At 56.4% G+C, this 24,428-nt stretch carries 26 protein-coding genes; 8 read left to right on the top strand and 18 right to left on the bottom strand.

Annotated features, from left to right (window positions below):
• The first annotated feature begins 65 nt into the window (after positions 1–65).
• Positions 66–629 carry a manganese efflux pump MntP gene (gene mntP / locus DW58_RS13160; RefSeq protein WP_024550190.1) on the top strand — a complete coding sequence of 188 codons (564 nt, stop codon included), beginning with the start codon at positions 66–68 and terminating at the stop codon, positions 627–629.
• Here the strand turns inward: mntP and rlmA are convergent.
• The 6 genes from rlmA to mgrB all read right to left on the bottom strand — a co-directional run bounded on the left by rlmA (position 599) and on the right by mgrB (position 3,989).
• Positions 599–1,438, bottom strand: a complete 840-nt coding sequence (gene rlmA, locus DW58_RS13155) for a 23S rRNA (guanine(745)-N(1))-methyltransferase (protein ID WP_024550189.1) — start codon at positions 1,436–1,438, stop codon at positions 599–601. The genes mntP and rlmA overlap by 31 nt on opposite strands.
• 153 nt (positions 1,439–1,591) lie before the next feature.
• On the bottom strand, positions 1,592–1,801 hold the full coding sequence (cspE, locus tag DW58_RS13150; RefSeq protein ID WP_001062678.1) for a transcription antiterminator/RNA stability regulator CspE: 210 nt from the start codon (positions 1,799–1,801) through the stop codon (positions 1,592–1,594).
• Positions 1,802–1,813: 12 nt separating this feature from the next.
• Positions 1,814–1,954, bottom strand: a complete 141-nt coding sequence (locus DW58_RS20235) for a DUF2627 domain-containing protein (protein WP_071789293.1) — start codon at positions 1,952–1,954, stop codon at positions 1,814–1,816.
• 541 nt (positions 1,955–2,495) lie between these two features.
• On the bottom strand, positions 2,496–3,482 hold the full coding sequence (locus tag DW58_RS13145; RefSeq protein ID WP_024550188.1) for an MBL fold metallo-hydrolase: 987 nt from the start codon (positions 3,480–3,482) through the stop codon (positions 2,496–2,498).
• Between the two features lie 21 nt (positions 3,483–3,503).
• The gene (locus DW58_RS13140) at positions 3,504–3,785 is read right to left on the bottom strand and encodes a YebO family protein (protein WP_024550187.1); all 282 of its coding nucleotides are present in this window, start codon (positions 3,783–3,785) and stop codon (positions 3,504–3,506) included.
• A gap of 60 nt (positions 3,786–3,845) precedes the next feature.
• Positions 3,846–3,989 carry a PhoP/PhoQ regulatory lipoprotein MgrB gene (mgrB, locus tag DW58_RS13135; RefSeq protein ID WP_024550186.1) on the bottom strand — a complete coding sequence of 48 codons (144 nt, stop codon included), beginning with the start codon at positions 3,987–3,989 and terminating at the stop codon, positions 3,846–3,848.
• Between the two features lie 156 nt (positions 3,990–4,145).
• On the opposite strand from mgrB, the gene DW58_RS13130 reads away from it, so the two are divergent.
• Positions 4,146–4,385 (top strand): YobH family protein, encoded by a 240-nt coding sequence (locus DW58_RS13130; protein WP_024550185.1) that lies wholly within the window; start codon positions 4,146–4,148, stop codon positions 4,383–4,385.
• 32 nt (positions 4,386–4,417) lie between these two features.
• On the opposite strand, the gene kdgR is transcribed toward DW58_RS13130, so the two are convergent.
• Positions 4,418–5,209 (bottom strand): DNA-binding transcriptional regulator KdgR, encoded by a 792-nt coding sequence (gene kdgR, locus DW58_RS13125; RefSeq protein WP_024550184.1) that lies wholly within the window; start codon positions 5,207–5,209, stop codon positions 4,418–4,420.
• Positions 5,210–5,381: 172 nt separating this feature from the next.
• Here kdgR and DW58_RS13120 point away from each other — a divergent pair, with 172 nt between their 5' ends.
• Complete coding sequence (locus DW58_RS13120; protein WP_029593012.1) at positions 5,382–6,761, top strand: MFS transporter; 1,380 nt, start codon at positions 5,382–5,384, stop codon at positions 6,759–6,761.
• Between the two features lie 43 nt (positions 6,762–6,804).
• Here DW58_RS13120 and htpX read toward each other — a convergent pair whose 3' ends face one another.
• The 4 genes from htpX to DW58_RS13100 all read right to left on the bottom strand — a co-directional run bounded on the left by htpX (position 6,805) and on the right by DW58_RS13100 (position 11,233).
• On the bottom strand, positions 6,805–7,686 hold the full coding sequence (gene htpX, locus DW58_RS13115) for a protease HtpX (protein WP_024550752.1): 882 nt from the start codon (positions 7,684–7,686) through the stop codon (positions 6,805–6,807).
• Between the two features lie 188 nt (positions 7,687–7,874).
• On the bottom strand, positions 7,875–9,920 hold the full coding sequence (prc, locus tag DW58_RS13110; RefSeq protein WP_024550753.1) for a carboxy terminal-processing peptidase: 2,046 nt from the start codon (positions 9,918–9,920) through the stop codon (positions 7,875–7,877).
• Between the two features lie 19 nt (positions 9,921–9,939).
• Positions 9,940–10,638, bottom strand: coding sequence for an RNA chaperone ProQ (proQ, locus tag DW58_RS13105; RefSeq protein WP_024550754.1), 699 nt, complete (start codon positions 10,636–10,638; stop codon positions 9,940–9,942).
• 100 nt (positions 10,639–10,738) lie between these two features.
• On the bottom strand, positions 10,739–11,233 hold the full coding sequence (locus DW58_RS13100; protein WP_024550755.1) for a GAF domain-containing protein: 495 nt from the start codon (positions 11,231–11,233) through the stop codon (positions 10,739–10,741).
• Between the two features lie 129 nt (positions 11,234–11,362).
• Between DW58_RS13100 and yebS the strand changes: the two genes are divergently transcribed.
• The 5 genes from yebS to DW58_RS13075 all read left to right on the top strand — a co-directional run bounded on the left by yebS (position 11,363) and on the right by DW58_RS13075 (position 17,453).
• Positions 11,363–12,646: a membrane integrity lipid transport subunit YebS gene (gene yebS / locus DW58_RS13095; RefSeq protein ID WP_024550756.1), complete on the top strand. Its 1,284-nt coding sequence runs from the start codon at positions 11,363–11,365 to the stop codon at positions 12,644–12,646.
• Positions 12,615–15,248 carry a PqiB family protein gene (locus DW58_RS13090; RefSeq protein WP_024562572.1) on the top strand — a complete coding sequence of 878 codons (2,634 nt, stop codon included), beginning with the start codon at positions 12,615–12,617 and terminating at the stop codon, positions 15,246–15,248. The genes yebS and DW58_RS13090 overlap by 32 nt, the downstream gene beginning before the upstream one ends.
• Before the next feature lie 117 nt (positions 15,249–15,365).
• Positions 15,366–16,808: a 16S rRNA (cytosine(1407)-C(5))-methyltransferase RsmF gene (gene rsmF / locus DW58_RS13085; RefSeq protein WP_024547416.1), complete on the top strand. Its 1,443-nt coding sequence runs from the start codon at positions 15,366–15,368 to the stop codon at positions 16,806–16,808.
• A gap of 107 nt (positions 16,809–16,915) precedes the next feature.
• Positions 16,916–17,155, top strand: coding sequence for a YebV family protein (locus DW58_RS13080; protein WP_024547417.1), 240 nt, complete (start codon positions 16,916–16,918; stop codon positions 17,153–17,155).
• A gap of 106 nt (positions 17,156–17,261) precedes the next feature.
• The gene (locus DW58_RS13075) at positions 17,262–17,453 is read left to right on the top strand and encodes a YdfD/YebW family protein (RefSeq protein WP_024547418.1); all 192 of its coding nucleotides are present in this window, start codon (positions 17,262–17,264) and stop codon (positions 17,451–17,453) included.
• Between the two features lie 54 nt (positions 17,454–17,507).
• Here DW58_RS13075 and DW58_RS13070 read toward each other — a convergent pair whose 3' ends face one another.
• The 7 genes from DW58_RS13070 to DW58_RS13040 all read right to left on the bottom strand — a co-directional run bounded on the left by DW58_RS13070 (position 17,508) and on the right by DW58_RS13040 (position 24,206).
• Positions 17,508–17,945 carry a fimbrial protein gene (locus DW58_RS13070; RefSeq protein ID WP_235047735.1) on the bottom strand — a complete coding sequence of 146 codons (438 nt, stop codon included), beginning with the start codon at positions 17,943–17,945 and terminating at the stop codon, positions 17,508–17,510.
• A gap of 104 nt (positions 17,946–18,049) precedes the next feature.
• Positions 18,050–18,586 carry a fimbrial protein gene (locus DW58_RS13065; protein ID WP_024547420.1) on the bottom strand — a complete coding sequence of 179 codons (537 nt, stop codon included), beginning with the start codon at positions 18,584–18,586 and terminating at the stop codon, positions 18,050–18,052.
• A gap of 84 nt (positions 18,587–18,670) precedes the next feature.
• Positions 18,671–19,192 carry a fimbrial protein gene (locus DW58_RS13060; protein WP_024547421.1) on the bottom strand — a complete coding sequence of 174 codons (522 nt, stop codon included), beginning with the start codon at positions 19,190–19,192 and terminating at the stop codon, positions 18,671–18,673.
• Positions 19,193–19,220: 28 nt separating this feature from the next.
• Complete coding sequence (locus DW58_RS20230) at positions 19,221–20,210, bottom strand: fimbrial protein (RefSeq protein WP_029696633.1); 990 nt, start codon at positions 20,208–20,210, stop codon at positions 19,221–19,223.
• A 132-nt stretch (positions 20,211–20,342) separates the two neighbouring features.
• Positions 20,343–22,877, bottom strand: coding sequence for a fimbria/pilus outer membrane usher protein (locus tag DW58_RS13050; RefSeq protein ID WP_024547423.1), 2,535 nt, complete (start codon positions 22,875–22,877; stop codon positions 20,343–20,345).
• Between the two features lie 55 nt (positions 22,878–22,932).
• Positions 22,933–23,616, bottom strand: a complete 684-nt coding sequence (locus tag DW58_RS13045; RefSeq protein ID WP_024547424.1) for a fimbrial biogenesis chaperone — start codon at positions 23,614–23,616, stop codon at positions 22,933–22,935.
• Positions 23,617–23,675: 59 nt separating this feature from the next.
• Complete coding sequence (locus DW58_RS13040) at positions 23,676–24,206, bottom strand: fimbrial protein (protein ID WP_024547425.1); 531 nt, start codon at positions 24,204–24,206, stop codon at positions 23,676–23,678.
• Between the last annotated feature and the right edge of the window lie 222 nt (positions 24,207–24,428).

The raw sequence follows: 24,428 nt of genomic DNA, 5'->3' as shown, positions 1-24,428 counted from the left end.
CAACTACTGCTTTTTACTGGGGGCAGTGGCTGTGTATATGGAAATTCCCCGGTCAGGACGCTTCAATGAACTTATCCGCTACGTTACTGCTCGCCTTTGGCATGTCGATGGACGCGTTTGCCGCCTCGATTGGCAAAGGTGCGACGCAACGTCAGCCCCGCTTTTCCGACGCCCTGCGTACCGGCCTGATTTTCGGCACTATCGAAGCGCTCACCCCGCTGGTGGGATGGGGACTCGGAACCTTAGCCAATCAAGTCGTGCTCGACTGGAACCACTGGATCGCCTTTGTGCTGCTGGTTTTCCTCGGCGCCCGTATGATAATGGAAGGCGTGCGCGGCGGCGCTGACGATGAAGAGCCCTGCCGTCGTCACAGCTTCTGGCTGTTGGTCACCACCGCGTTTGCCACCAGCCTGGATGCCATGGCAGTGGGCGTCGGACTGGCGTTCCTGCAGGTCAATATCCTCTGGACCGCGCTGGCTATCGGCTGCGCCACCCTGATTATGTCGACGTTGGGCATTATGGTCGGGCGCTTTATTGGCCCGCTGCTCGGCAAACGCGCCGAGATCCTCGGCGGCGTGGTGCTGATCGGAATTGGCTGTCAGATACTCTGGAGCGCACTCGGCGCCTGATCCCGTTGCCAGATGCTGATGTAGAAATCGGTTTCGCAGGCAAAGTTTGCCCTGGCGGCCAGCACCTCGCGGACTTCCGGGCGAGCACGCCAGGCAAACGGCGTCATCTGTAGCAGGGCAACCGCCTCCTCTCCCGTCAGCGTCATCTCATAGGCCAGCGGGATCGTCTCGCGTAAAGTGAACCCCTCAAGCTGCTCGTGGCCTGTCTCATGCAGCTTCACGCTGTCGTAAATCATCTCTTTCAGCTGCACCAGATGCCGTGGTCCCGGTGCGGCGGTTACCACCCAGCCGCCAGGCTTCACAACCCGCGCCAGCTCCTGCGGGTTGCAGGGAGCATAAATACGCACCACCGCATCAAACATTGCATCAGCAAACGGCAAACGCTGGCTCGATGCCACGCAGAACATCGCTTCAGGGTAGCGCTTCGCCGCGGATCGCACCGCGACTTTTGAGACGTCAAGCCCAAACGTTTCGCCGCCACGCTGTGCAACCGGTACCGCAAACGCAGCGGTGTAGTACCCTTCCCCACAGCCAATATCCAGCAGCGCGGTGACCGCGTCTGGCAGTTTCGCCTCCAGCAGCCCGACCAGACGATCGCGCAGCGGCTGATAGTGCCCGGCATCGAGAAACGCGCGGCGGGCCTGCATCATTTCGCTACTGTCACCCGGATCGCGCGAGCGCTTGTGCTGCACCGGCAGCAGGTTCACGTAGCCCTCTTTCGCCCGATCGAACTGATGCCCGTTGGCGCAGCGGTAGCTTTTATCCTGCGTCAGTAACGGGGTGTGGCATAGTGGGCAGATGAACGACATGGGGAACTCCGGGGGATGCAAAAGGCAGAAGTGTACCGTTAATCACCGCGGCAGGGAAAGCCTGTTGCAGGACAGACAATAAAAAGCCCCGCACGGTGGCGGGGCTTGACTTACACAGGCTACGCGCCGAAGCGCCAGTCTGCGTTAGTGAAATCAGATAGCGGTAACGTTAACTGCCGCAGGGCCTTTCTGGCCGTCCTGAATTTCGAACTCAACGTTCTGGCCTTCAGCCAGGGTTTTGAAGCCGTTACCCTGGATTGCAGAGAAGTGTACGAATACATCTTTGCTGCCGTCAGCCGGAGTGATGAAGCCAAAACCTTTAGATTCGTTGAACCACTTAACTTGACCTTTAATCTTTGCCATTTTGCAATTTCCTTAGAGTGTTTTCTTTGCCCGCGGGCATAACTGAGATAAAACAGAGACATTACTGCTTGAGGCACTAATATAAGGTTCGGCAGAGAAGCGGTATTCAACGACGTGTTTACTCAGGACTTCTTTACTGAAAATGCCACACATAAACAGAACTGTACCTCGTTTGACCCAAAAAATGTTATCACATACATCGTAAATAATGGCAAGCCATTTTTAAACGTGTCACGATCTGCCGCACAGATCCCTAAGCTTTAGATAATAGCATGAACATTTATGCGATTAATCCTAAGCACAAGAGCCACAAAACCGGCTAGCCAGTTTGCAGTCTGTGTCGCATTTTCAGGCGCTTTTTTAAGATAGCTCAAACACTTTGCTTCGTCCAGGCACCCGTGCAAAATGTTAGATGGATTACTTATATGCTTAGCACAGGAGACGAATAGTTATGCGCAGCGCACGCGGGCAGCGCTATGCATTACGTTAACCTTTAACCAGAAACCGGCAAGATTTGTACAAATGAATAAAGTCTGTACAAATTAAAGCGACGCTGCACCAAAATAATGACGTCCGAATGACATTGCATCAAAAAGAGGCAATTATTTTGTTTCAGGCAAAGCAAAAGGCGTAATAAATAATAATGCCGTTATTTTTATCTTCAAATGAAACCGTCATAATTAAAAACGATTAATTAAAAGGGTAAAAATTCGCCAATCCGGCGCGGAATAAAGGTATCAGCCTGTTCACCCTGGGCGCTAAGCGCCTCCGCCAGCTCTTGCGGCGGCATATCCAGTGATTCATCCGCCAGTTCAAACACGCCCCAGTGGATGGGAATGGCTCTCGGCCGGCCAAGCTGTTGCCACAGGAAGACGGCATGCTGCGGGTCCATATGGTGCGTGCCCATAAACCAGCGCGGCGCATAGGCACCTACCGGCAGCGCGGCCACGTCAACAGGGCCCAGACGGCGGGGAATATCAAGAAGATCGAGCGTAAAGCCGCTGTCGCCGCTAAACCAGAAACGGGTGCCCGGCTGTTCGAGAACCCAGCCGCACCACAGCGAGCGGTTGCGGTCCCAGGGGGTGCGCATGCTCCAGTGCTGGGCTGGCACGCAGTGCAGTGCAATACCCGGCAGCCCAGCCTGCTGCCACCAGTCCAGCTCGGTCACTTCGCGAAAACCGCGGCGCGTGAACCAGCTTTTCAGCCCGAGCGGCACAAACACCTTGACGTCAGGAAACCGGCGCCGCAGCCGACGCAGGGTCTGGCTGTCGAGGTGGTCGTAATGATTATGGGAGATAAGGATGGCATCAAGCTGCGGCAGCGCGGCAAGGTCAAGCGCCACCGGGGTTTTGCGCTTTGGCCCGGCAAAGGGAACCGGGGAGGCGCGGGACGAGAGAACCGGGTCGATCAGCAGATACTGGCCCGACATCCGCAGCAGCATTGAGGCATGCCCCAGCCACCAGACGCCGTCCCCGGTCTTTTCCAGATCCACCGCCTGCCACCACTGCTGTATAAAAGCCGGGTAACCGGCTTGAGGCGCATGAGGATAGCCCTGGGCTTTGCGCTCTTCGCGCCAGCGTTTGAGATCGCCCGGCTTATGCGCCGCGCCGCCTGGATTACGGAATCCCTCAGGATGGTGATGAGAAAGCGCAGCGTCGTACCAGGGATTCTTCCAGGCCATTATTGAGCTCGTGACGAGAGATTAACGTTCGGCGACCAGACGGACAAAATCGTCGTCGTCCTGCACCACGGTCGGTGCGGCGGGTTTTTCCACTTCCGGCTCATTGGCCTCGCACAGGCGCCGAAGCAGCGCATTTTGCCGCTTCTGCTGTTCGAGCAGCGCTTCGAGCAGTTCAATCTGCTCGCTGGTGCGCGAGCTGGCGCGGTTAACGAAGAACCACAGCACCAGGCCAACCAGCAGGACCACCAGAGAAACGAGAAGTGAGGATACGCTCAACATCCCGGCATTTATCATGTCATTCATATTACCACCTCACTAAAGCGCGCTATCTTACCACCTGCGGCCGGCAAGGGGAGCAACTTGTTACCAGGGAATGAATTTATTGATTGCACAAATACCGGTGAAAAATTGCACATCCTGATCGCAGATTACGTTCAGCATTTGCGTCCACAGCAACAGCGCGACCGCGATAATCACCGGGAGAATGATCCATCTGATCTTCTTCACTACTTACTCCGTACGTAAACCTTTTTGTGCATCCTGGCATACTAACCTTAAACCGCAGGTCACTATAAGGGCATGTCGCCCTTTAAGACAAATCACGTGGCGCACATACCCGGGTGATGAGTATAAATGCCGAAAATGATTTTAAAAGAGGCAGATATGAAAGTGATGATACGCGGTGCCATCGTGCTGGGTTTGGTGTGGCTGGCGATGCTGTTCAGCGGCTATGGCGTGCTGGTTGGCAGCAGTGAAAACGTGGCGGGGCTGGGCTTGCAGTGTAAATATCTCACCGCGCGTCAGGTGGTGACCGCGCAGTATATCCACAGCGACAGTGGCGTGATTGGCATCAGCGACTGCCCGATACTGCGCCAGAGCGAAAAGGTCATTGACCACGGGTAAAAAAAACCGCAGCTGAGGCTGCGGTTTTCTTATCAGAACGGGTAGGCGTTGTAGCCCATCTGCTCGGAGATTTTGCGTGCCGCCTGGTGCAGCATCTCCACGTACTCGTGCAGACGCTCCTCGGAGAAACGCAGCGTCGGGAAGGATATGCTCAGCCCGGCGATCACCACGCCGAAACGGTCAAACACCGGTACGCCGATGCAGCGCAGCCCTTCTTCCTGCTCTTCGTTATCTTCCCCGTAGCCCTGCTGACGGACCTGATCCAGCACCGGCAGCAGCTCTTCCATGCTAGCCAGCGTGCGCGGTGTGCTGCGCTTGTATTCGATGCTGGAGAGGATCTCTTTGACCTCTTCCGGGTCGCGCCAGGCCAGCAGCACTTTACCAATTGCGGTGCTGTAGAGCGGGTTGCGACGACCAATGCGCGAATACATGCGCAGGTTGTACATCGAATCAATTTTGTGGATGTAGACAATGCTGTCTTCATCCAGCGCACCCAGATGGATAGTCTCTTTCGTTAAACGAGAAAGCTCACGCATCTGGATGTCTGCGCTACGAATCAGGTCGACGTTTTGCAGGGCACGCGCGCCCAGCTCAAACAGTTTGAGCGTCAGCGAATACTTCTCTGATTCCCCTTCCTGAGCAACATAGCCCAGAGACTTCATGGTCTGCAAAAAACGGTAGACCGTGCTTTTTGACATCATGACACGCTGTGACAGCTCGGTGATGCCAATTTCGCGCTCTTCCCCGAGCGCCTGCAAAATGCCGAAAACTTTCAGCACCGAAGAGACAGAATCAGGCTGTTTATCCAGATCCGCGATTGCCATTGATCACCTCGATCGCATTTGTTTTATAAAAATCAGAACTGTTTTTTATTATAAATTCCTCGCCCCGTCGCCGCAATGACTCTCTCCTTAATCGTTACAAATCTGCGACATATCCCTGAATTATTAGTGCTAATATAGTTTCCTGCTGAATTCATAGCCCGGAATCCCCTTTGTGAAAGACACCACACCCGCAGACGGTCTCCCCCTTCCGCAGCGTTACGGGGCTATCGCGACCCTTATTCTGGGCCTGATGATGGCGGTAATCGATGGCACCATTGCCAATGTGGCGCTGCCCACCATTGCCAGCGACCTCAATGCCACCGCGGCCCGCTCAATCTGGATTGTTAACGCCTATCAGATTGCAATCGTCATCTCCCTGCTCCCGCTCTCGTTTTTGGGCGAGATGGTCGGCTACCGACGCATTTATAAATGGGGCCTTGGCCTCTTCACCTGCACCTCGCTGCTGTGTGCCCTCTCCCCGAGTCTGGAACTGCTAACCCTCGCGCGGGTAGTGCAGGGCTTTGGTGGCGCAGCGCTGATGAGCGTTAACGTTGCACTGATCCGGCTGATCTACCCCCAGCGCCAGCTCGGACGCGGGATGGCGCTCAATGCCTTTATTGTCGCCGTCTCGTCCGCCGCCGGGCCGACCATCGCCGCCGGTATTCTGGCGGTGGCATCCTGGCAGTGGCTGTTCCTGATCAACATGCCGCTCGGTATTGTCGCCCTGCTGCTGGCCCTGCGCTTTCTGCCGGGTAATCAGTATGCGTCCAACGCCAGGCGCTTCGACGTGCGCAGCGCGGTGATGAATGCCCTCACCTTCGGGCTGTTGATCACCGCGCTGAGCGGGTTCGCCCAGGGGGACTCGTGGGAACTGGTCGCCGCGGAGTTTGTCGCTTTTCTGGTGGTGGGGTTCTTTTTCGTGCGTCGTCAGCTGCAGCTTGCGGTGCCGATGCTGCCGCTCGATCTGCTGCGCATTCCGATCTTTTCCCTGTCGGTTGCGACCTCCGTCTGCTCATTCTGCGCCCAGATGCTGGCCCTGGTGTCGCTCCCCTTCTTTCTGCAAGGCGTGCTGGGTCGTAGCGAAGTGGAAACCGGGCTGCTGCTGACGCCCTGGCCGGTGGCAACCATGCTCCTGTCACCGCTGGCCGGGGTGCTGATTGGCCGGGTCCATGCCGGGCTGCTGGGGTCGCTCGGGATGGTGATGATGGCGGCCGGCCTGCTGACACTCGCCATGCTGCCAGCGATGCCGGGGGATATGGATATCGTCTGGCGCATGGCGCTGTGCGGCGCCGGTTTCGGTCTGTTCCAGTCGCCAAATAACCACACCATGATTTCGGCGGCTCCGCCCCAGCGCAGCGGCGGGGCCAGCGGCATGCTGGGCACCGCGCGCCTGCTGGGTCAGAGCAGCGGCGCGGCGCTGGTGGCGCTGATGTTCACCCGCTTCGGCGATGGCGGCACCCACGCCTCGCTGCTGCTCGCCGCCGCGCTGGCTATCGTTGCTGCGGTGGTGAGCGGCCTGCGCGTGCAGCGCCGACCCGTTTCGCAGCCATAAAAAAAGCGTGCCGCTGGCACGCTTTTTCGTTTCTGACTACGGGTTACTTCAGGTATTCCCCGCTGCGCAGCGCTTCAATACGCTTATCCAGCGGCGGGTGCGTCATGAACATTTCGCTCAACGATTTAGACTTACCGTTGATGCAGAACGCCATCATGCTGCTGGCTTCCTGCGGCTCGTAGCTGGTTTTGAGACGCTGCAACGCGGCAATCATCTTCTCACGACCGACCAGCTTCGCCGACCCGGCGTCAGCGTGGAACTCGCGGTGACGGGAGAACCACATGGTGATGATGCTGGCGAGAATACCAAACACCAGTTCCAGCACGGTAGCCACGGCGAAGTAGATCAGCGGGTTGCCGTTGCTGCCTTCACCTTCGTCGCGGTTGCCGCCGAGGAAGCCGGCCGCCACCTGGGCGATGATGCGCGAGATGAAGATAACAAAGGTGTTCACCACGCCCTGAATCAGGGTCATGGTCACCATATCGCCGTTGGCAATGTGACTGATCTCGTGGGCGATAACCGCTTCGGCTTCGTCACGGCTCATGTTTTGCAGCAGACCGGTACTTACCGCCACCAGCGACGCGTCGCGACGCGCCCCGGTCGCGAAGGCGTTAATGTCCGGCGCGTGATAGATAGCCACCTGCGGCATGGCGATCCCGGCCTGGCGCGACTGCTGCGCCACGGTATCCATCAGCCAGCGTTCCGTTTCGTTGCGCGGCTGCTCGATCACTTCCCCACCTACCGAGCGCAGCGCCATCCATTTTGACATCAGAAGTGATACAAAGGAGCCGCCAAAGCCAAACAGCAACGCCATAATCAACAGGCCCTGGACACTGCTCCCCTGAATCCCCGTCAGGCTGAGTACCAGCCCGAAAACGACCATCACCGCAATGTTGGTCAGCAGGAAAAGCCCGATTCGCATCATAATATTTTTTTACCTCGGTTTAACAAACGCATGTCGCGATACCCACATCGTATGGGCCTGGCGGCTATTTTCAAGTACCAGACTACGCTAAGTCACCAGAAAGACAGAACTTTACACTTTGACGCACTTCGCTGACGCGGTGCAGGCGGGATAAAAAAACAGGCACAATTCCTTGTGCCTGTCGGGGGTTACTTCGCAGCGGGTTGCGCGGCGGACTGGGACTTGTCGAGGTGCGCCAGGTCGAGTGCGATATGCACCGTCTCATCCAGATACGGATCCGGCTCCTGATAGTCCTTCGGCAGATCGTCGAGTTTCTTCAGCGGCGGCTTCCCTTCGCGTTTGAAGCGGTCGTTAATCCGCGCCAGGCGAATCGCGTCATCTTCGTTATTCTCTTTCTCGCGCTGGGCAAGGTTGAGGGAGATGATGTTGCGCTTCTCTTTCATGGCATTAAAGCGCGCGATGTCCTTGATGATGTACTGGAACTCGGCGTCTTTGGCGATGCGATCCTCATGCTGTTTGAGCAGCTGCGGACCAACGGGTTTCAGATCCCCTGCCTTGACGAAGGTCGCGGCGTTGATGCTGTCCCACGGCAGCGCGTTGTCTTCAAACTTCTCGCCGGTTTCCGTCTCTTCGCTGCCGGTCGGCATCAGCACGTCAGGCGTGACGCCTTTACGCTGGGTACTGCCACCGTTCACACGATAGAACTTCTGAATGGTGTACTGTACCGAACCGAGGGCCGGCCACTCAGGACGCAGCATCTGATCGTAGATGCGGTTGAGCGAGCGGTACTGCTGCACGGTGCCTTTCCCGAAGGTCGGCTCACCAACAATCAGCGCGCGACCGTAATCCTGCATCGCCGCGGCGAAAATTTCCGACGCCGAGGCGCTGAAGCGGTCAACCAGCACCACCAGCGGGCCTTTATAATAGACAATGCCGTCGTTATCGCTGTCTTCGCGCACTTTGCCATTGTTATCACGCACCTGCACGATCGGGCCGCCCGGAATAAACAGACCGGAGAGCGAGACCGCTTCGGTCAGCGCACCGCCGCCGTTTGAGCGCAGATCGATGATCACGCTGCTGACGTTCTGCTTCTCAAGCTTCTGGAGCTGCACTTTGACATCGTCGGTCAGACCCACATAGAAGCCCGGAATGTCCAGCACCCCAACCTTCTCTTTGCCGACGTTTTTCACCGTCATCTTCACGGCGCGGTCTTCAAGACGGATGCGCTCGCGGGTCAGCGTGACCACGCGGGTTTTGGTTCCCTTACCGGCCGGTAAGATCTCCAGACGCACCTTGCTGCCTTTCGGGCCTTTAATCAGCGCGACCACGTCATCCAGACGCCAGCCGATAACATCGACGGTCGGTTGGCCGGTCTGGCCAACGCCGACGATGCGATCGCCCACCGCAATCGCTTTACTCTTGGCGGCCGGGCCACCGGCGACCATGGAGTTGATGACGGTGTAGTCGTCGTCCATCTGCAGCACCGCACCGATACCTTCCAGGGAGAGGCTCATTTCGGTGTTGAACTGCTCGGTGTTGCGCGGCGAGAGGTAGTTAGTGTGCGGATCGATTTCGTGCGCAAACGCGGTCATCGCCAGCGAGAATACGTCTTCGCTGTTGCTCTGGGCCAGACGGCGAATGGCAAATTTGTAGCGACGGGTCAGGGTGTCACGAATTTCCTGATCCGTTTTACCGGTCAGCTTCAGGCTCAGCTGATCGAACTTCACCTTTTCGTCCCACAGCTTATTCAGCTCGGCTTCATCTTTCGGCCACGGCGCTTTGCTGCGGTCGGCGTTGAAGGTGTCGTTACCGGTGAAATCCATCGGTCGCGCCAGCACGTTTAACGCGTACTGAAAACGCTCGAAGCGGCGCTGCTGCGCCAGGTTATACAGATCGTAAAAAACGGTGAGCTTGCCGGTGCGCAGTTCGTCGCCCAGCTCGTTTTTCTTGCTGGCGAACTTCTGCACGTCGCTGGCCAGCAGCACGTTATGACTGTAATCCAGCAGGTTCAGGTAGCGGTCGAAGATCTTCGCAGAAAACGACGCGTCCAGATCGAACTGGCGATAGTGTGAACGGGTAAAGCGCGAGGTCACTCGCTCACTGACTGTCGCATGCTGGGGCTCTTCACTCAGCACCGGGATTTGCGATGCCTTGGTGATCTCGTCCTTTGCAAGCGCATGGCCTGCAAGTGCAAGCAGGCCAGCGACAGCGGTGAGCTTAAAAAAGGTGTTCATGCCCAGGTTGACCTCCGTTTCAGAACAACAGGTGTTCTGCTCGTACAATCATCGACATACCAGAAGTCAGCTGTACCCGGACGCCATCTTTGGTGATTTCCAGCACAGTGGCATCCATCGCATTATTACCTGCTTTCACCTTGATGGGCTGGCCCACGTTGAGTGCGGTAATGTCGGAAACGGGCGTATGACGCTCTTCACGTGCCGGGCGGGCTGCTTTCGCGGCTGGCTTGTCGCTGCGTGCCGGACGCTCTGCGCCCTCTTTACGACGCGGGGCGGCAGCCGGACGCGGTTTGCGTTCGCGGCGCGGCGCATTTTCAGCGCTGCCTTCACCCGCGGCAGCGGCGGCTTCACGTTTTTTCGCCTGCTGCTGCGCACGCTGTGCAGAGACGCGGGCTTTTGCTTCCTCAAGCTGCTGACGGGCATGCTCTACGTGCTGCTCTTCCAGCTCACCGCACGGGTTGCCGTCAAGATCGACACGGGTCGCACCGGCTTTGATACCGTAAAGGTAGCGCCAGCTTGAAGTATAAAGACGAAGTGCGGAGCGAAGCTGAGTTTTGCTGAGATTCAATTCTCCCTCAACACGCGTCACTAAGTCCTGAAAGATTCCAATTTTCAGCGGGCGTGCTTCGCCTTCAGCGCTAAAACAGCGTGGAAAACGCTCGGCCAGAAAGGCGATAACTTCTTTACTGCTATTCAACTTAGGTTGATTTTCCATGAAATTTCCTGATTACAACGGATATAGCCAACAAGCCGCAGGCATGAACAGGCGTCATTATAATGACGCTACCGGTAAATGCCACGTTATCCGTTGCTTATCATGCGCTATGCGCAAAGAATTTTTTGTAATCGGTGGCGCTCAGGAGCGTTTCCAGATGCCCGACCAGTTCACGTAAGCCCTGCTCGTCCGCCTCATCGAAGCGGCCAAACACGGTGCTGTCGATATCCAGTACGCCAATAATCTGATTATTGACGCGCAGCGGCAGCACGATTTCTGCATTGCTGGCGGCGTCGCAGGCGATGTGGCCGTCAAAGGCGTGCACATCTTCCACGCGCTGCACCTCGCCGGACGCAACGGCGGTGCCGCACACACCCTTGCCCACCGGAATGCGCACGCAGGCGATACGACCCTGGAACGGGCCCAGCACCAGCGTGTCGTTTTCCAGCAGATAGAAGCCCGCCCAGTTGACCCCATCCAGACGCTCAAACAGCAGCGCGCTGGTGTTGGCAAGCGTGGCGAGGCAGCTGGTCTCACCCGCCATCAGTGCCTGAAAGTCGCGGTTAAGGTCCCTGTAGAATTCTGTTTTGTTCATTTTCTAATCGCTTTGTTGTCTTACTCAAAAATCGTCAGCCGTTAAAATAAGCATTAAATGCGTTTATCCTCAAGGCGAATCATTTCATGAGTTAATATACTTTTATTCGATAATTAATTTTTAACATCTATGGCACTGAAATCGCGAACCTTAAAACTCGATAAAAAACTCACCGTTCGCGCTATCGGTGACGCCCTGCCGGGGGCACATTATCAGCGTTGCCCGCAATGCGATATGCTTTTTACGCTGCCGGTCCTCAAACCCCATCAGAACGCCTGGTGTCCGCGCTGCGACGCCAAAATTCGCGACGGCCGCGACTGGTCGTTAACGCGGCTGGCGGCGATGGCGTTTGCCATGCTGCTGCTGATGCCGTTCGCCTACAGCGAACCGCTGCTGCGCCTCTACCTGCTCGGCACGCGTATCGACGCCAACGTGCTGCAGGGTATCTGGCAGATGACGCGCCAGGGCGACACGCTGACCGCGGCCATGGTGCTGTTCTGCGCCGTCGGCGCGCCGGTAACGCTGGTGGGCTCCATCGCTTATCTTTGGTTCGGGAATATTCTCGGCATGAACCTGCGTCCGGTGCTGCTGATGCTTGAGCGCCTGCGCGAGTGGGTGATGCTGGATATCTATCTGGTGGGCATCGGCGTTGCCTCCATCAAGGTGAAAGAGTACGCCTTTATGCAGCCCGGCCCCGGACTGTTCGCCTTTGTGATTCTGGTGATCCTGAGCGTGCTGACCCTGATTCACCTGAACGTGGAGCAGCTCTGGGAGCGCTACTACCCGCAGCGGCCGGCGCGGCGCGCGCAGGAGGGGCTGGAGGTGTGCCTCGGCTGCCACTATACCGGCCTGCCGGACGTGCGCGGGCGCTGTCGCCGCTGCCATATTCCGCTGCGCCACCGGCGTCGTCACAGCCTGCAAAAGAGCTGGGCGGCACTTATCGCCTCGCTGATCTTCCTCATTCCCGCCAACCTGCTGCCGATTTCAGTTATCTACATCAACGGCGCGCGGCAGGAGGACACGATTATGTCAGGCATCATCTCGCTGGCCGGGAGCAACATCGCGGTGGCGGCGGTGGTGTTTATCGCCAGTATCCTGGTGCCGTTCACCAAGGTGCTGGTGCTGCTGACGCTGCTCATCAGCATCCATTTCAAATGTCAGCAGGGGCTGCGTACCCGCATCCTGCTGCTGCGTTTTGTCACCTGGATCGGCCGCTGGTCGATGCTGGACTTGTTTGTCATTGCGCTTACCATGTCGCTGGTCAATCGTGACCAGCTTCTGGCTTTTACCATGGGTCCCGCTGCGTTTTATTTCGGCGCAGCGGTAATATTGACTATTCTTGCAGTGGAATGGCTGGACAGCCGCTTACTTTGGGACGCACATGAGTCAGGAAACGCCCGCTTCGACGACTGAAGCGAAAATAAAAACAAAACGCCGTATCTCCCCGTTCTGGCTGCTGCCGGTCATCGCCCTGCTTATCGCCGGGTGGTTAATCTGGTCGAGCTATGAGGATCGCGGGGCCACCATCACCATCGACTTCGTCAGCGCTGACGGCATCGTCGCTGGCCGCACCCCGGTTCGCTATCAGGGTGTGGAGGTTGGCATGGTGCAGGACATCAGCCTGAGCGACGATCTGGGCAAAATCGCCGTGACCGCCAGCATCAAGTCGGACATGAAAGAGGCGCTGCGCAGCGAAACCCAGTTCTGGCTGGTGACGCCGAAAGCCTCGCTGGCAGGCGTGTCAGGCCTCGACGCGCTGGTCGGCGGGAACTACATCGGCATGATGCCCGGCAAAGGTGAACCCAAAGATCGCTTTACCGCTCTCGATACCCAGCCGAAGTACCGCCTGAACAACGGCGACCTGATGATCCACCTGCACGCGAAGGATCTCGGTTCGCTCAACAGCGGTTCGCTGGTCTATTTCCGTAAAATTCCGGTGGGCCGCGTCTACGACTACGCAATCAACAAAGACAAAGAGGGCGTCACCATCGATGTCCTGATCGAGCGCCGCTTTACCAACCTGGTGAAAAAAGGCAGCCGCTTCTGGAACGTGTCGGGGGTGAAAGCCAACGTCGGGCTGAGCGGCGCCCAGGTCGAGCTGGAGAGCCTGGCCGCGCTGGTTAACGGCGCTATCGCGTTTGACTCACCGGACGCCTCCGAGCAGGCCCAGGCCGAAGACGAGTTCGGTTTGTATGAGGACCTGGCCCATAGCCAGCGCGGGGTGATCGTGAAGCTCGATCTGCCCGGCGGTGACGGCCTGAAAGAGGGGTCTACGGCACTGATGTACCAGGGGCTGGAAGTGGGTCAGCTGACCAAACTGACGCTCAACCCCGGCGGCGCGGTGACCGGCGAAATGACCGTCGATCCCGGCGTGGTCAATCTGCTGCGCGACAAAACCCGCATCGAGATGCGCAGCCCGAAACTGTCGCTCAACAACCCTAACGTCAGCTCCCTGCTCACCGGCAGCACCTTTGAGCTGGTGCCGGGCGAAGGCGAACCGCGTAACCACTTTGTGGTGCTGCCGGCCGATAAAACCCCGCTTCAGCAGCCGGGCGTGCTTACCGTGACGCTCACTGCCCCGGAGAGCTACGGGATCGACACCGGGCAGCCGGTCATCCTGCACGGCATCCAGATTGGTCAGGTGCTGGAGCGTAATCTCTCCGCCAAAGGCGTCAGCTTCTCGGTCGCCATCGACCCGCAGTATCGGGATTTGGTGACCGGGGACAGTAAATTCGTGGTCAACAGCCGCATCGACGTCAAAGTCGGGATGGACGGCGTTGAGTTCCTTGGCGCCAGCGCCAGCGAGTGGGTGAGCGGCGGAATACGCGTGCTGCCGGGCAGCAAAGGCCAGCTGAAAGCCAGCTATCCGCTGTTCGCCAATATGGAAAAAGCGATTGAGAACAGCCTCGGCGATCTGCCGACCACCACCCTGACCCTGACCGCGGACAGCCTGCCTGACGTACAGGCCGGATCGGTGGTGCTATACCGTAAGTTTCAGGTGGGTGAGATCATCACGGTGCGCCCGCGGGCCAACGCCTTTGATATCGAAGTCCATATCAAGCCCGAGTACCGCAACCTGCTCACCCCAGGCAGCGTGTTCTGGGCCGAGGGCGGCGCGAAGGTGCAGCTTAACGGCGCTGGCCTGACGGTGCAGGCTTCGCCGCTCTCCCGCGCCCTGCGCGGCGCGATAAGCTTCGATAACCTCTCCGGTGCCGGAGCGAACCAGACGAAGAACGGCAAGCGCATTCTCTACGCCTCGGAAACCGCGGCCCGGGCGGTGGGGAGCCACATCACCCTGCGCTCGTTCGATGGCGGCAAGCTCGCGGCAGGCATGCCGATCCGCTATCTGGGGATCGATATCGGCCAGGTGGACGATCTGAAACTGATCACCGAGCGTAACGAAGTGCAGGCCACTGCGGTGCTCTATCCGGAGTACGTGAAAACCTTCGCCCGCGCCGGGACGCGTTTCTCGGTGGTGACGCCGAAAATCTCCGCGGCGGGTGTCGATCACCTCGACACCATCCTGCAGCCCTACATTAACGTGGAGCCGGGACGTGGCGAGGCGCGCCGCAGCTTTGAGCTGCAGGAAGCCACCATCACCGACTCGCGCTATCTCGACGGTCTGAGCCTGATTGTGGAAGTCCCGGAAGCAGGCTCCCTTGCCATCGGCACGCCGGTGCTGTTCCGCGGGATGGAAGTAGGCACCGTGACCGGCATGACCCTCGGCAACCTGTCAGACCGGGTGATGGTGGCGCTGCGCATCAGCAAGCGCTATCAGCATCTGGTGCGCAACAACTCGGTGTTCTGGCTGGCATCCGGCTACAGCCTCGACTTCGGACTGACCGGCGGCGTGGTGAAAACCGGCACCTTCAACCAGTTCATCCGCGGCGGCATTGCGTTTGCAACGCCCCCCAGCACGCCGCTTGCGCCGAAAGCGCAGGAAGGAAAACACTTCCTGCTCCAGGAGAGCGAGCCGAAAGAGTGGCGTGAATGGGGCACCGCCCTGCCGCGCTAAGCCTCTGCGGCTAAGGGCGTACCTCCGGGTGCGCCCTTTTTTTATCCGCCGCGGGCGGGCGGGCCACGCAAGCTGTGGTACACTGCGCGCCCTTTTTTATCGTTGCCGGGGCCAGCCGTGGAATCTTCCCGTACCGCTTATCTTCCAGACACCTTTCTCTCAATGATGCGCGACATCATGCCGCCTGCGCTGTCGATGGAGGCGTTTATCGCCGCCTGCCAGCGCCCGTTGCGCCGCAGCCTGCGCGTCAACACGCTTAAAATTTCCGTCGCGGATTTTCTGACGCTGGTCGCGCCGTACGGCTGGCAGCTGACGCCGGTGCCCTGGTGCCCGGAGGGGTTCTGGATCGAGCGTGACGACGAGCTGCTTCCACTGGGCAGCACCGCCGAGCACCTCAGCGGCCTGTTTTATATTCAGGAAGCCAGCTCGATGCTGCCGGTGGCCGCGCTGTTTGACGGCTGCCCGACCCCGGAGCGGGTGATGGACGTGGCGGCGGCACCGGGGTCAAAGACCACCCAGATGGCGGCGAGAATGCACAACCGCGGCGCGATCCTCGCCAACGAGTACTCCGCCAGCCGGGTGAAGGTGCTGCACGCCAACATCAGCCGCTGCGGCATCAGCAACGTGGCGCTGACCCACTTTGACGGACGAGTGTTCGGCACCGCCCTGCCGGAGACCTTCGACGCCATTCTGCTGGATGCGCCCTGCTCCGGCGAAGGGGTGGTGCGTAAAGATCCCGACGCGCTGCGTAACTGGTCCCCGGAAAGCAACCAGGAGATAGCCGCCACTCAGCGCGATCTAATTGAGAGCGCCTTCCACGCCCTGAAACCGGGCGGAACGCTGGTCTACTCCACTTGCACCCTTAACCGCGAAGAGAACGAAGCCGTCTGCCACTGGCTGCTGGCCCGCTTCCCCGGTGCGGTAGAGATTGCGTCCCTGGCCGGACTGTTCCCCGGTGCGGACGGCGCGCTGACCGAGGAGGGTTTTCTGCACGTCTTCCCGCAGATTTACGATTGTGAAGGGTTCTTTGTGGCGCGGCTGCGCAAGACCGATGCGGTCGCCCCGCCGGCACCACCGCATTGGAAGGTGGGGAATTTTCCCTTCAAGCCCTTGCACGGGCGCGCCGCGGATGACGTGATGCGTGCCGCCGCGGCGGTAGGCCTGACGTGGGACGCCTCGCTGACGCTCTGGCAGCGCGACAAAGAGATCTGGCTGTTCCCGGCGGCGATTGTGCCGCTCATCGGGAAGGTGCGCTTCTCGCGCCTCGGGATGCGGCTGGCGCAGGCGCACAACAAGGGGTATCGCATGGAGCACGAAGCGGTGATTGCCCTGGCGGGGCACGACAATCCGCTGGCGTTCCCGTTGACGCAGCAGGAGGCCGAAGAGTGGTATCGCGGCCGGGATATCTATCCCGAGGCAACGCCGGCGCACGATGACGTCATCGTCACCTTCCAGGGGCAGCCGCTGGGGCTGGCGCGCAAGATCGGCTCCCGGCTGAAAAACAGCTATCCGCGCGAGCTGGTGCGCGACGGCAAGCTGTTCGCCAGCGGCGCGGGCTGACAATTAATTACCGCTCTCCATTTGACACATTCGCCAGCCTTTACCAGGCTAAAAGATGGGCGGCCTCACTGGTCATACCACGAGCGAACCGACAAATGGAGAGCGTTATGACGAAAACCAGCGTAAAAATTGGCACCTTCGAGATCGACGATGCTGAATTACAGGGCACTGACCCTGGCGAACGAACGTTAATTATTCCCTGCAAGTCCGATCCGGATCTCTGCATGCAGCTTGATGCCTGGGACGCCGACACCAGCATACCCGCCGTGCTAAATGGAGAACACTCGGTCCTCTACCGCAAACACTACGATAACGATGCCGATGCCTGGGTCATGCGTCTTGCCTGATCCCGAAAACCCGTCGCCTGAGACGGGTTATTTATTCTGAACTTTCCCCCATCCCGCTTCCCTTCCCCTACACTTACCCTCAAGGCGCGTAAATGTTGAGGATAGGATGTTCGCACTGGTTCTGTTTGTTTGTTATCTGGATGGCGGGTGTGATGACATCGTGGTCGATGTTTTCAATACCGAGCAGCAGTGCGTGAAAGCGATGGACGTCCAGCGTATGCGCCACGGTGGCTGTTACCCGGTTGAGGATTTTATTGATGGCTTCTGGCGTCCGGCGCAGGAGTACAGCGATTTCTGATGGTGGTTTGCCACTCTCCCGTCACTCCACTTCTGTGCCGCACGTCATACTGAACTACTGATAGGTAAAACTCACGTTAACCGCCGCGGCAAACTTGCCGGCCCCCGGCTGTCCTTTCGGCGTGAACATGCGCGCCGAGAGGGGAAACGTCGCGGTATGGGTGCTGGTGTCTATGGTCTGCATCAGCGTGCTGTTGTTCTGATAGGTCGTGGCATGGTCACGACTGGCAAGACGCAGCGCGATGCCTTTCGCATCGGCGGTATTTTTAAACGCGCTGGCGTCGTCGTCATCTGCGGTGCCGCTGAAAGTTGCCGTCGCACTGATCGTCGCAGCCGGGCAGGTAGTCAACCGCAGATCAAAATCCACCCACTCGGTACCTGCCCCTGCCGCCTGCATCTCGCTGGCTCTGCCCTGCCCCAGCAGCACCGTTCTGTTAACGGTGTTGGTATCGACGGTGCAGGGGCTTGCCACTACGGTAGCATTGAAATTCATGGTGATATCTGCAGCTTTGATCAGGCTTGCGTAAAAAGCACAACCCATTAACAATATGCTGGCATAATATTTTGCGTTATTCATCTCTTAATACTCGCGTACCATTACTGGTAGGTCATATTTGCGGTAACCACCGCGCTAATTGTGCCCGGCGTTACGCCGCCATTTTGCGTATAAACGCGGGACTGCAAATGAAACGAAACGGCATTATTATCTATAGGCGAATACGTGAATGATTTTCCATTCCCAAATTTATGCCCGCCCGTTCCCTGTAACTCAACGGCGGCATTTTTTGCAGTGCCCGCGTTAGCGTACATATCCTCGGGGTTATTTTCATCCGGCGTACCGGTAAACGAAATGGTGGCGCCTGTGGTGCCCGCAGGACAATTTTTCAGGTTGATATCGAATTTTACCCATTCGGTTGTTGACCCGGCTGCCGCCAGGTCTGTCACCTGAATACCTTTTCCGCCATCCAGCGCAATAGCTTTGGTTACGCTATCGCTTGATACTTCACAAGGTGAGGCAATTATATTTCCCGCAATATTAATTGCAGTAGACTCAGCCATAGCCGGAAGCGGTAGTGCGGTGGCATTAAAAGTTAAGCACAGTATAAATACTGGAGCGTTTGTTTTTTTAAACAATATTCAACCCTCCTGAGGCCAAATTTTCATTACTCCTGACACAGCACATACTTCTGATAGTTTCAGGGGTTTTTCTGGACCACGTTATTTATAGGTTACTTCGGCAGTGATAGCTGCTTGCACGGTGCCAGGCATTGTTCCCCCATTGACAGAATAAGCCTGCGCCTGTAACTCAAATGTCACCGTTTTGTCCGCTGCGACATTACGCGTCATATTTTCTCCGTTGCCCTTAAAGTAACCGGTGCTTTTTTCAATCAGAGCAACGGCAACATTTTTTGCCGTACCATTGTTTTGATAATAATTTTTCCCGGCATCAGGGTCCTGGCTGCCGTTAAACACGATTCCGATGCTGGTGGTGCCCGCCGGGCAGTCATTAAAACTAAGAATAAAATCTTTTTTTGGTGAGGCCGCACCTGCTGTTTGCAAGGTCGATGCCTGAATATCTCCAAGCGACACGGTGAGAGAATTGCTTCCACCGCTCACAGTGCAGGGTGATGCGACAATATTTCCGGTAACATTGATAGTAACAGGATCGGCATATGCTATCGCAGATGACAGCATTAAGAAAACAGTACCAATAGTTACACAGTATTTTTTTATAAACATAAAACTGATCCTTTTTGCTTTATATAATTTATTGATAAGTCAAATTTAAAGTCGCGCTTGTATTTGCTGTGCCAGGCATAACGGTAGTTTTAGTCTGGTAGTAGCGCGCCACGATCGGGAAAGTTTCCTGCCCACCGGTCGATTTCTTTAATACGATATTTTTATTCAGCTCAAGCGGTGTACCGTTATAGAGCAGCTGAACGCCGACGCCCTGCGCCACCCCGGCGTCGCCCTGGCCGGTGAGTCCCAGCACGCTGGCATCAGTAATATCCGGATTCTGTATGCCGTTAAGTGACACGTTTATATTGGCATCTGCATCACAATTGAGTCCAAGGTTTTGCGTATTCTCAGCAAGGTCTGGAACCGGGCCAATATTTGCGGCGAAATTACTGGCAGGCACATTCCCTAATGCAAAATTCAGTGTAGGTGTAGTAATGTTGCATGCCAGAGCTGTCACACTGAATGGTGACGCAACTGCATTAAGATTCCCACCCGGGTCATCGCCTGTAGTCATAGCAGGATAAAATGTCCCATAAAGGGATGTGGTAACCTCACCTGAAGAAACAGGCCCAATCTTATAGAAAATCACAGTTACACTGGTTATTACTGTGCCTCCATTCAATAACCCAGGTGTATAAAATCCATAAACACGATCACCCCCATTCATTGCATATGAAAAGGACAGGCTGTCTAATTTCCCTCCAAGTGCATAACCAATTCCATTGAGATTAGTTGCAAAAATTGTTTTCCCATCAATAACCGTTGGACGCGCGTTAGCACCGTAAAAATTGACTGAATGGTAAGTTGTTTCCCCTGTACATAACCACATTGTTTTTTCACTGCCTTCTATACGTGATAGCTCTGTTCCTACAGGCACATCGCGCTGAATAATGATATTTTGCGGGGTGAGACTATAATCACCCTGAGGCACACATGTTGCTGTTGAAAATCCTGGTACAGAATATAAACAGGATAAAACCAACGTTATGTAATAGAAAAAATCAATTCTTTTTTTCATCTTAACATCCTGGATTAAAGGATAATATTAATAACGAAACCATAACGATCTCATTATAATTAAAAAATGCACCGTGAGTTCTACAGTCAGTAATCATGAAATTACTCAGGAAATATTTCCTGAACGATGTCTTTAGCGACATACGGCATTAGCTATCTCCATACCTGGAACTTCGCCTTGCTTCGATAATTCATAATCGGAAACGCATTTCTGACTGTTGCTCTCTCCCCAGGCTACGTTGATTTTTCCTGAAGCATCCATACCCGTTAAATACACCTGCCCCACATCGCCAACAATAAACCCCTGGCCGGTCTGGCCCTCTACGTTCACCACTGCACCAAAGGGTACGGGTTTGCCGTTTGCCTGGGTCAGGGTCATAAGGATCCGCATCCCGACGTTGGCGTTATATTCCGCCCGTACCACCGCCCCACGGGTCGGCACTACGGTGCGGGAGGTTAACTCCAGCTCTACGTCATCCGGCAGCGTCGCTGGATCGAGCGTGACATCATTGTTGCGATACGGGGAAACGTTGCTCACCACCGTGTATCCGCGGAAATCGGTTTTCGCACCCTGCTGATTCTGAATGCTGACGCCTTTCGCGCCCGGCGCTTTGATCAGTACGTTGGTTTCCGACAGCGGCTGGGAGAGCGTAATGCCATCCGCGTGCGCCAGAATGCCACCCTGCACGCCGTAGTTCATGCGCTCGCTCGACTTGTCGTAGCTGTAGCCCGCAGTCAGTTCGCCATAGGTGCCTTTATAGTCGCCATTGAGGCTGCCGGTGTTGCCCACGCCGTCGCTGCCGTAGCCTTCCTGCAGGTTCCAGCTCAGGGCATTGTTTTCCAGTGCTGTCCCGCTCAGCCCGACCGAGTGGGTAGTGCCATTGTTTTTACTGCTGTTGACACTGTAGTTGGCATAGGTGCTCGGCAGGAATTTATCCAGCGGAACACTGACGTTGAATGCCAGGATCTGGTCTTTATCATAGGCAACGCTATTCCCGTAGTTGCCCGCACTGCCGTTTTTACTCAGGGTATAGGTCAGGCCATAGCTGAAGCCGTTCCACGAGTTGTTATACCCCGCAGAATACGACTCCATACTGCGCGGCGAATTCCAGTAGTCCTCCCGGACTGCACTCAGCGAGAGCGCCCCGAAGCTGCTACCCAGCGACTGGCTCACCGTCAGCTCTGCGCGGTTACGGCGGCGGTTGTCGAGGCTACTGCTGCTCCCCCAGGAGTCGAGCACTTCCTGCAGGCTGTAGTATCCATTGGTTGAATAGCGATAGCCGGCAATGGCGAAGTTGGTCCCGGTATCGGCAAAGTTTTTGCTATAACGCATCCGCCAGGATTGGCCTGTGCTGTGCGTGTCGTTACCCAGGGAGGAGTCTGCCTGGGTGACGTCAACCGAGAACGCCCCGATGGCCCCCATGTTTTTGCCCACGCCCGCCGCGTAGGAGTGATAGACACTGGCATTCTGGAGACCGCCGTAGAGCGTGAAGCCGTGGGAGAGACCATAGATGGCCGTGGCCTGCCCGAACGGGGTGTCGTCTACGCTGCTGTCGTAAGAGCGGTATCTTCCACCCGTTATCGAAAACTTCAGGTGGCCTTCGCGCTGCAATACCGGGAGCGAGGCAAAGGGAACGGTAAAGTTCTGCTCGCTGCCGTCCGCTTCTTTGATGGTCACATTGAGATCGCCTGCCCCTCCGGTCGGGTACATATCGGTTATCTCGAACGCACCTGGCGCCACGTAGCTTTCATAGATGATGTAGCCATTCTGACGCACCACCACCTGGGCGTTGGTGCGGGCGATACCACGCACCACCGGGGCATAGCCCTTGAGCGAATCTGGCAGCATATCGTCATCCGAGGCGAGCTGTGCCCCGCGATACGGCACACTGTCAAACACGTCCGACGGCGACGAGCTATCACCGACCGTAAGCTGTGCTTTCAGCGGGACGATATTACGCTGGGCATAGGTGTAAACCGTGTCCCACTTCTCCACCCCCTCGCTATCCCGGTTCCAGGTGGTGTAGTTCCGCACCCGCCACGGACCAATGTTGATCCCCGGACGCAGGTTGGCGTACTGGCTGTTTGAATTACGCCCACCGTTGTTCCCGCGTGGCGTGTTATTTGACCCGCTCAGGCTGTAGTTGAGCATCAGCGCATTAATGCCGTTATCCCACAGCGCAGGATCCACATAGCCGCGCGCCTTCGGGGACATTGCGGCCTGGGGAATGCTGATAAGAAGCTTCAGCGAGTTAAAGCGGAAGTCATAGCTTGCTTTTGGGATAGCGCTCAGGTTAGCGCACTGCTCCGCTGCGCCAAGCTTCGGGAACAGATCGGTTTTTACCCCATAGCTCTGCAGCAGGGCCACCGTCAGGCAGGGCGTCAGTACGCTCTCCCCGGCGGCATTTTTTTCACTTTTAAAATCGACGTTGCGGCTGTCTACCAGCTGGTCATTAATAACGATATCGACCTGATAGGTTCCCGGCGCCTGCGATCCGTCCTCAAAGGTGGAGAGATCGATATTGCCCGCTTGTTGTGCTCCCGCTTCCAGTAAACCGGGGTTAAAGTAGTCGCGCGCGAAGGCAGCGTGGCTCCCGGATAAAGCCAGTGCAACAAACAAGGCGATGCGTGATGGCTTACCCGTAAATTGCGTTATTGTTTTTTTCATGCTGGAAACACTCCCGAATCATAAAGCACGCTCATTCCTTGAGCAGAAGTTGTGATTAAATCGCAGTTTTGTGTTCGGCACCTGGCGCACCGTAATCGTTGATAATTTTGAAAGTGAGGTTACCGCCGCTGACGCCTGCCGGCAGTGCAAAGCTGGCGCTGGCACCGGGTGCCACATAGGTCACGTCGTCCAGCGCTTTGCCGTTGACGCTGATACTGTTGAAATTCATGTAAAATGCGGTGGGGTTGGTGACGCGTACGCTGTTGCCGCTGCGGCTCCAGGCCAGACGCTGCGCCTGATCCTCAGGATTGCCGCCTTTAAGGGAAGCCGGGCGATAAATAAGCTTAATGCGCGTTTTAACAGCCACCTGAAGCGTATTGGCGTTTTCGTTATGCGGCGCGGAAGGGATGGCTTTAATATTTAGCCAGTACATGGATTCTTTGTCGTCGGCAAGATTACCGGCGCGGACAATACGCATCACGTTCTGCTGATGATTATCCAGACGATACAGTGGGGGCGTAATAATAAAAGGAGCTTTCTCAGCACCACCGTCTGGCGTCTCTACCCACGACTGGATCAGATAAGGGACAGAGTCCGGATTATTGACGCTCAGAGAAGCTTCTTTCTTATTACCATCATAAATCACGCGCGTGCCGCCAATAACTACACCTGCGTTAGCGGCGGATATACCAGAGGCCAGTATTACACCTGCAATGATTGAGTGAGTGAGCAATTTCATATTATACCTCGTTTAAAAAAGGGGCCGTATAACGACCCCGGTGATTTCAGGATCGGAAATCAGTTGTAGTTAATTGAGAATGTCGCGGTTGAATTCGCTTTCCCGGCTACCACAGTGGCTGCGGTTGAACGGTACGCGGCGTAAAAATCAAGCGTATTTTCTTCTGTCGCCTTCAGCGCATAGCTGTAATCGCTGACGCTGTTCAGACCGAGGTCGGTTTTATCCGCGGTCATCAGGGCAATAGCCACACCTTTCGCTACGCCCGTCTCAGAGGTCAGGGCCAGCAGGGAAGAGTCAGTGGCGTCATTCGGGCCATCGAATTTCACTTTCGCTGAGGTAATGCTTTCCGGACAGGCTTTCAGTTTCATGCTGAATTTCGTGATCGACGCATCGTCGCCTACTGCCGCGAAAGAGGACTTCGCTACTTTACCCAGGTCAACAGTCAGGGTGTTGCTGGTGCCGATTTCGACCGTACAGGCCTGATCGATAATTTCGCCTGTGAAGTTAACAGTACCGTCGGCAGCAAATACGGAAGAGGCAGACAGCACGGCTACGGTTGCGAAAGCAACGGCAAATACATTTTTTTTCATTACGTTTTCCTTGAGCAAGAGATGCCCTGGCCTGCCCAAATTAGTGGGTAACTGCCAGAGAGTTTCATATTCCTTTTTGGGTACACCGCTCCACTTAATAACCCGGGCATTGGCTCCGTGTTTAATTAGTGACTGTGGATTAAGGATAATCACATTGCTAAATTAAACACGAAGGGCAATTAACCGCTAAGATATTCAATGGCGACGTTGTGGGACACATTT

It is taken from the genome of Siccibacter turicensis LMG 23730 (assembly GCF_000463155.2).
In the GTDB taxonomy this organism is placed as follows: Bacteria; Pseudomonadota; Gammaproteobacteria; order Enterobacterales; family Enterobacteriaceae; genus Siccibacter; species Siccibacter turicensis.
The sequence above is the reverse complement of the archived record's forward strand: the minus strand, read 5'-3'. Positions and strand labels throughout refer to the sequence as shown.

Coding starts and splice junctions, on each gene's coding strand:
- mntP (WP_024550190.1), top strand. CDS start 66: ATGAACTTATCCGCTACGTTACTGCTCGCCTTTGGCATGTCGATGGAC.
- rlmA (WP_024550189.1), bottom strand. CDS start 1,438: ATGTCGTTCATCTGCCCACTATGCCACACCCCGTTACTGACGCAGGAT.
- cspE (WP_001062678.1), bottom strand. CDS start 1,801: ATGGCAAAGATTAAAGGTCAAGTTAAGTGGTTCAACGAATCTAAAGGT.
- DW58_RS20235 (WP_071789293.1), bottom strand. CDS start 1,954: ATGTGTGGCATTTTCAGTAAAGAAGTCCTGAGTAAACACGTCGTTGAA.
- DW58_RS13145 (WP_024550188.1), bottom strand. CDS start 3,482: ATGGCCTGGAAGAATCCCTGGTACGACGCTGCGCTTTCTCATCACCAT.
- DW58_RS13140 (WP_024550187.1), bottom strand. CDS start 3,785: ATGAATGACATGATAAATGCCGGGATGTTGAGCGTATCCTCACTTCTC.
- DW58_RS13130 (WP_024550185.1), top strand. CDS start 4,146: ATGAAAGTGATGATACGCGGTGCCATCGTGCTGGGTTTGGTGTGGCTG.
- kdgR (WP_024550184.1), bottom strand. CDS start 5,209: ATGGCAATCGCGGATCTGGATAAACAGCCTGATTCTGTCTCTTCGGTG.
- htpX (WP_024550752.1), bottom strand. CDS start 7,686: ATGATGCGAATCGGGCTTTTCCTGCTGACCAACATTGCGGTGATGGTC.
- prc (WP_024550753.1), bottom strand. CDS start 9,920: ATGAACACCTTTTTTAAGCTCACCGCTGTCGCTGGCCTGCTTGCACTT.
- proQ (WP_024550754.1), bottom strand. CDS start 10,638: ATGGAAAATCAACCTAAGTTGAATAGCAGTAAAGAAGTTATCGCCTTT.
- DW58_RS13100 (WP_024550755.1), bottom strand. CDS start 11,233: ATGAACAAAACAGAATTCTACAGGGACCTTAACCGCGACTTTCAGGCA.
- yebS (WP_024550756.1), top strand. CDS start 11,363: ATGGCACTGAAATCGCGAACCTTAAAACTCGATAAAAAACTCACCGTT.
- DW58_RS13090 (WP_024562572.1), top strand. CDS start 12,615: ATGAGTCAGGAAACGCCCGCTTCGACGACTGAAGCGAAAATAAAAACA.
- DW58_RS13080 (WP_024547417.1), top strand. CDS start 16,916: ATGACGAAAACCAGCGTAAAAATTGGCACCTTCGAGATCGACGATGCT.
- DW58_RS13075 (WP_024547418.1), top strand. CDS start 17,262: ATGTTCGCACTGGTTCTGTTTGTTTGTTATCTGGATGGCGGGTGTGAT.
- DW58_RS13070 (WP_235047735.1), bottom strand. CDS start 17,945: ATGAATTTCAATGCTACCGTAGTGGCAAGCCCCTGCACCGTCGATACC.
- DW58_RS13060 (WP_024547421.1), bottom strand. CDS start 19,192: ATGTTTATAAAAAAATACTGTGTAACTATTGGTACTGTTTTCTTAATG.
- DW58_RS20230 (WP_029696633.1), bottom strand. CDS start 20,210: ATGAAAAAAAGAATTGATTTTTTCTATTACATAACGTTGGTTTTATCC.
- DW58_RS13050 (WP_024547423.1), bottom strand. CDS start 22,877: ATGAAAAAAACAATAACGCAATTTACGGGTAAGCCATCACGCATCGCC.
- DW58_RS13045 (WP_024547424.1), bottom strand. CDS start 23,616: ATGAAATTGCTCACTCACTCAATCATTGCAGGTGTAATACTGGCCTCT.
- DW58_RS13040 (WP_024547425.1), bottom strand. CDS start 24,206: ATGAAAAAAAATGTATTTGCCGTTGCTTTCGCAACCGTAGCCGTGCTG.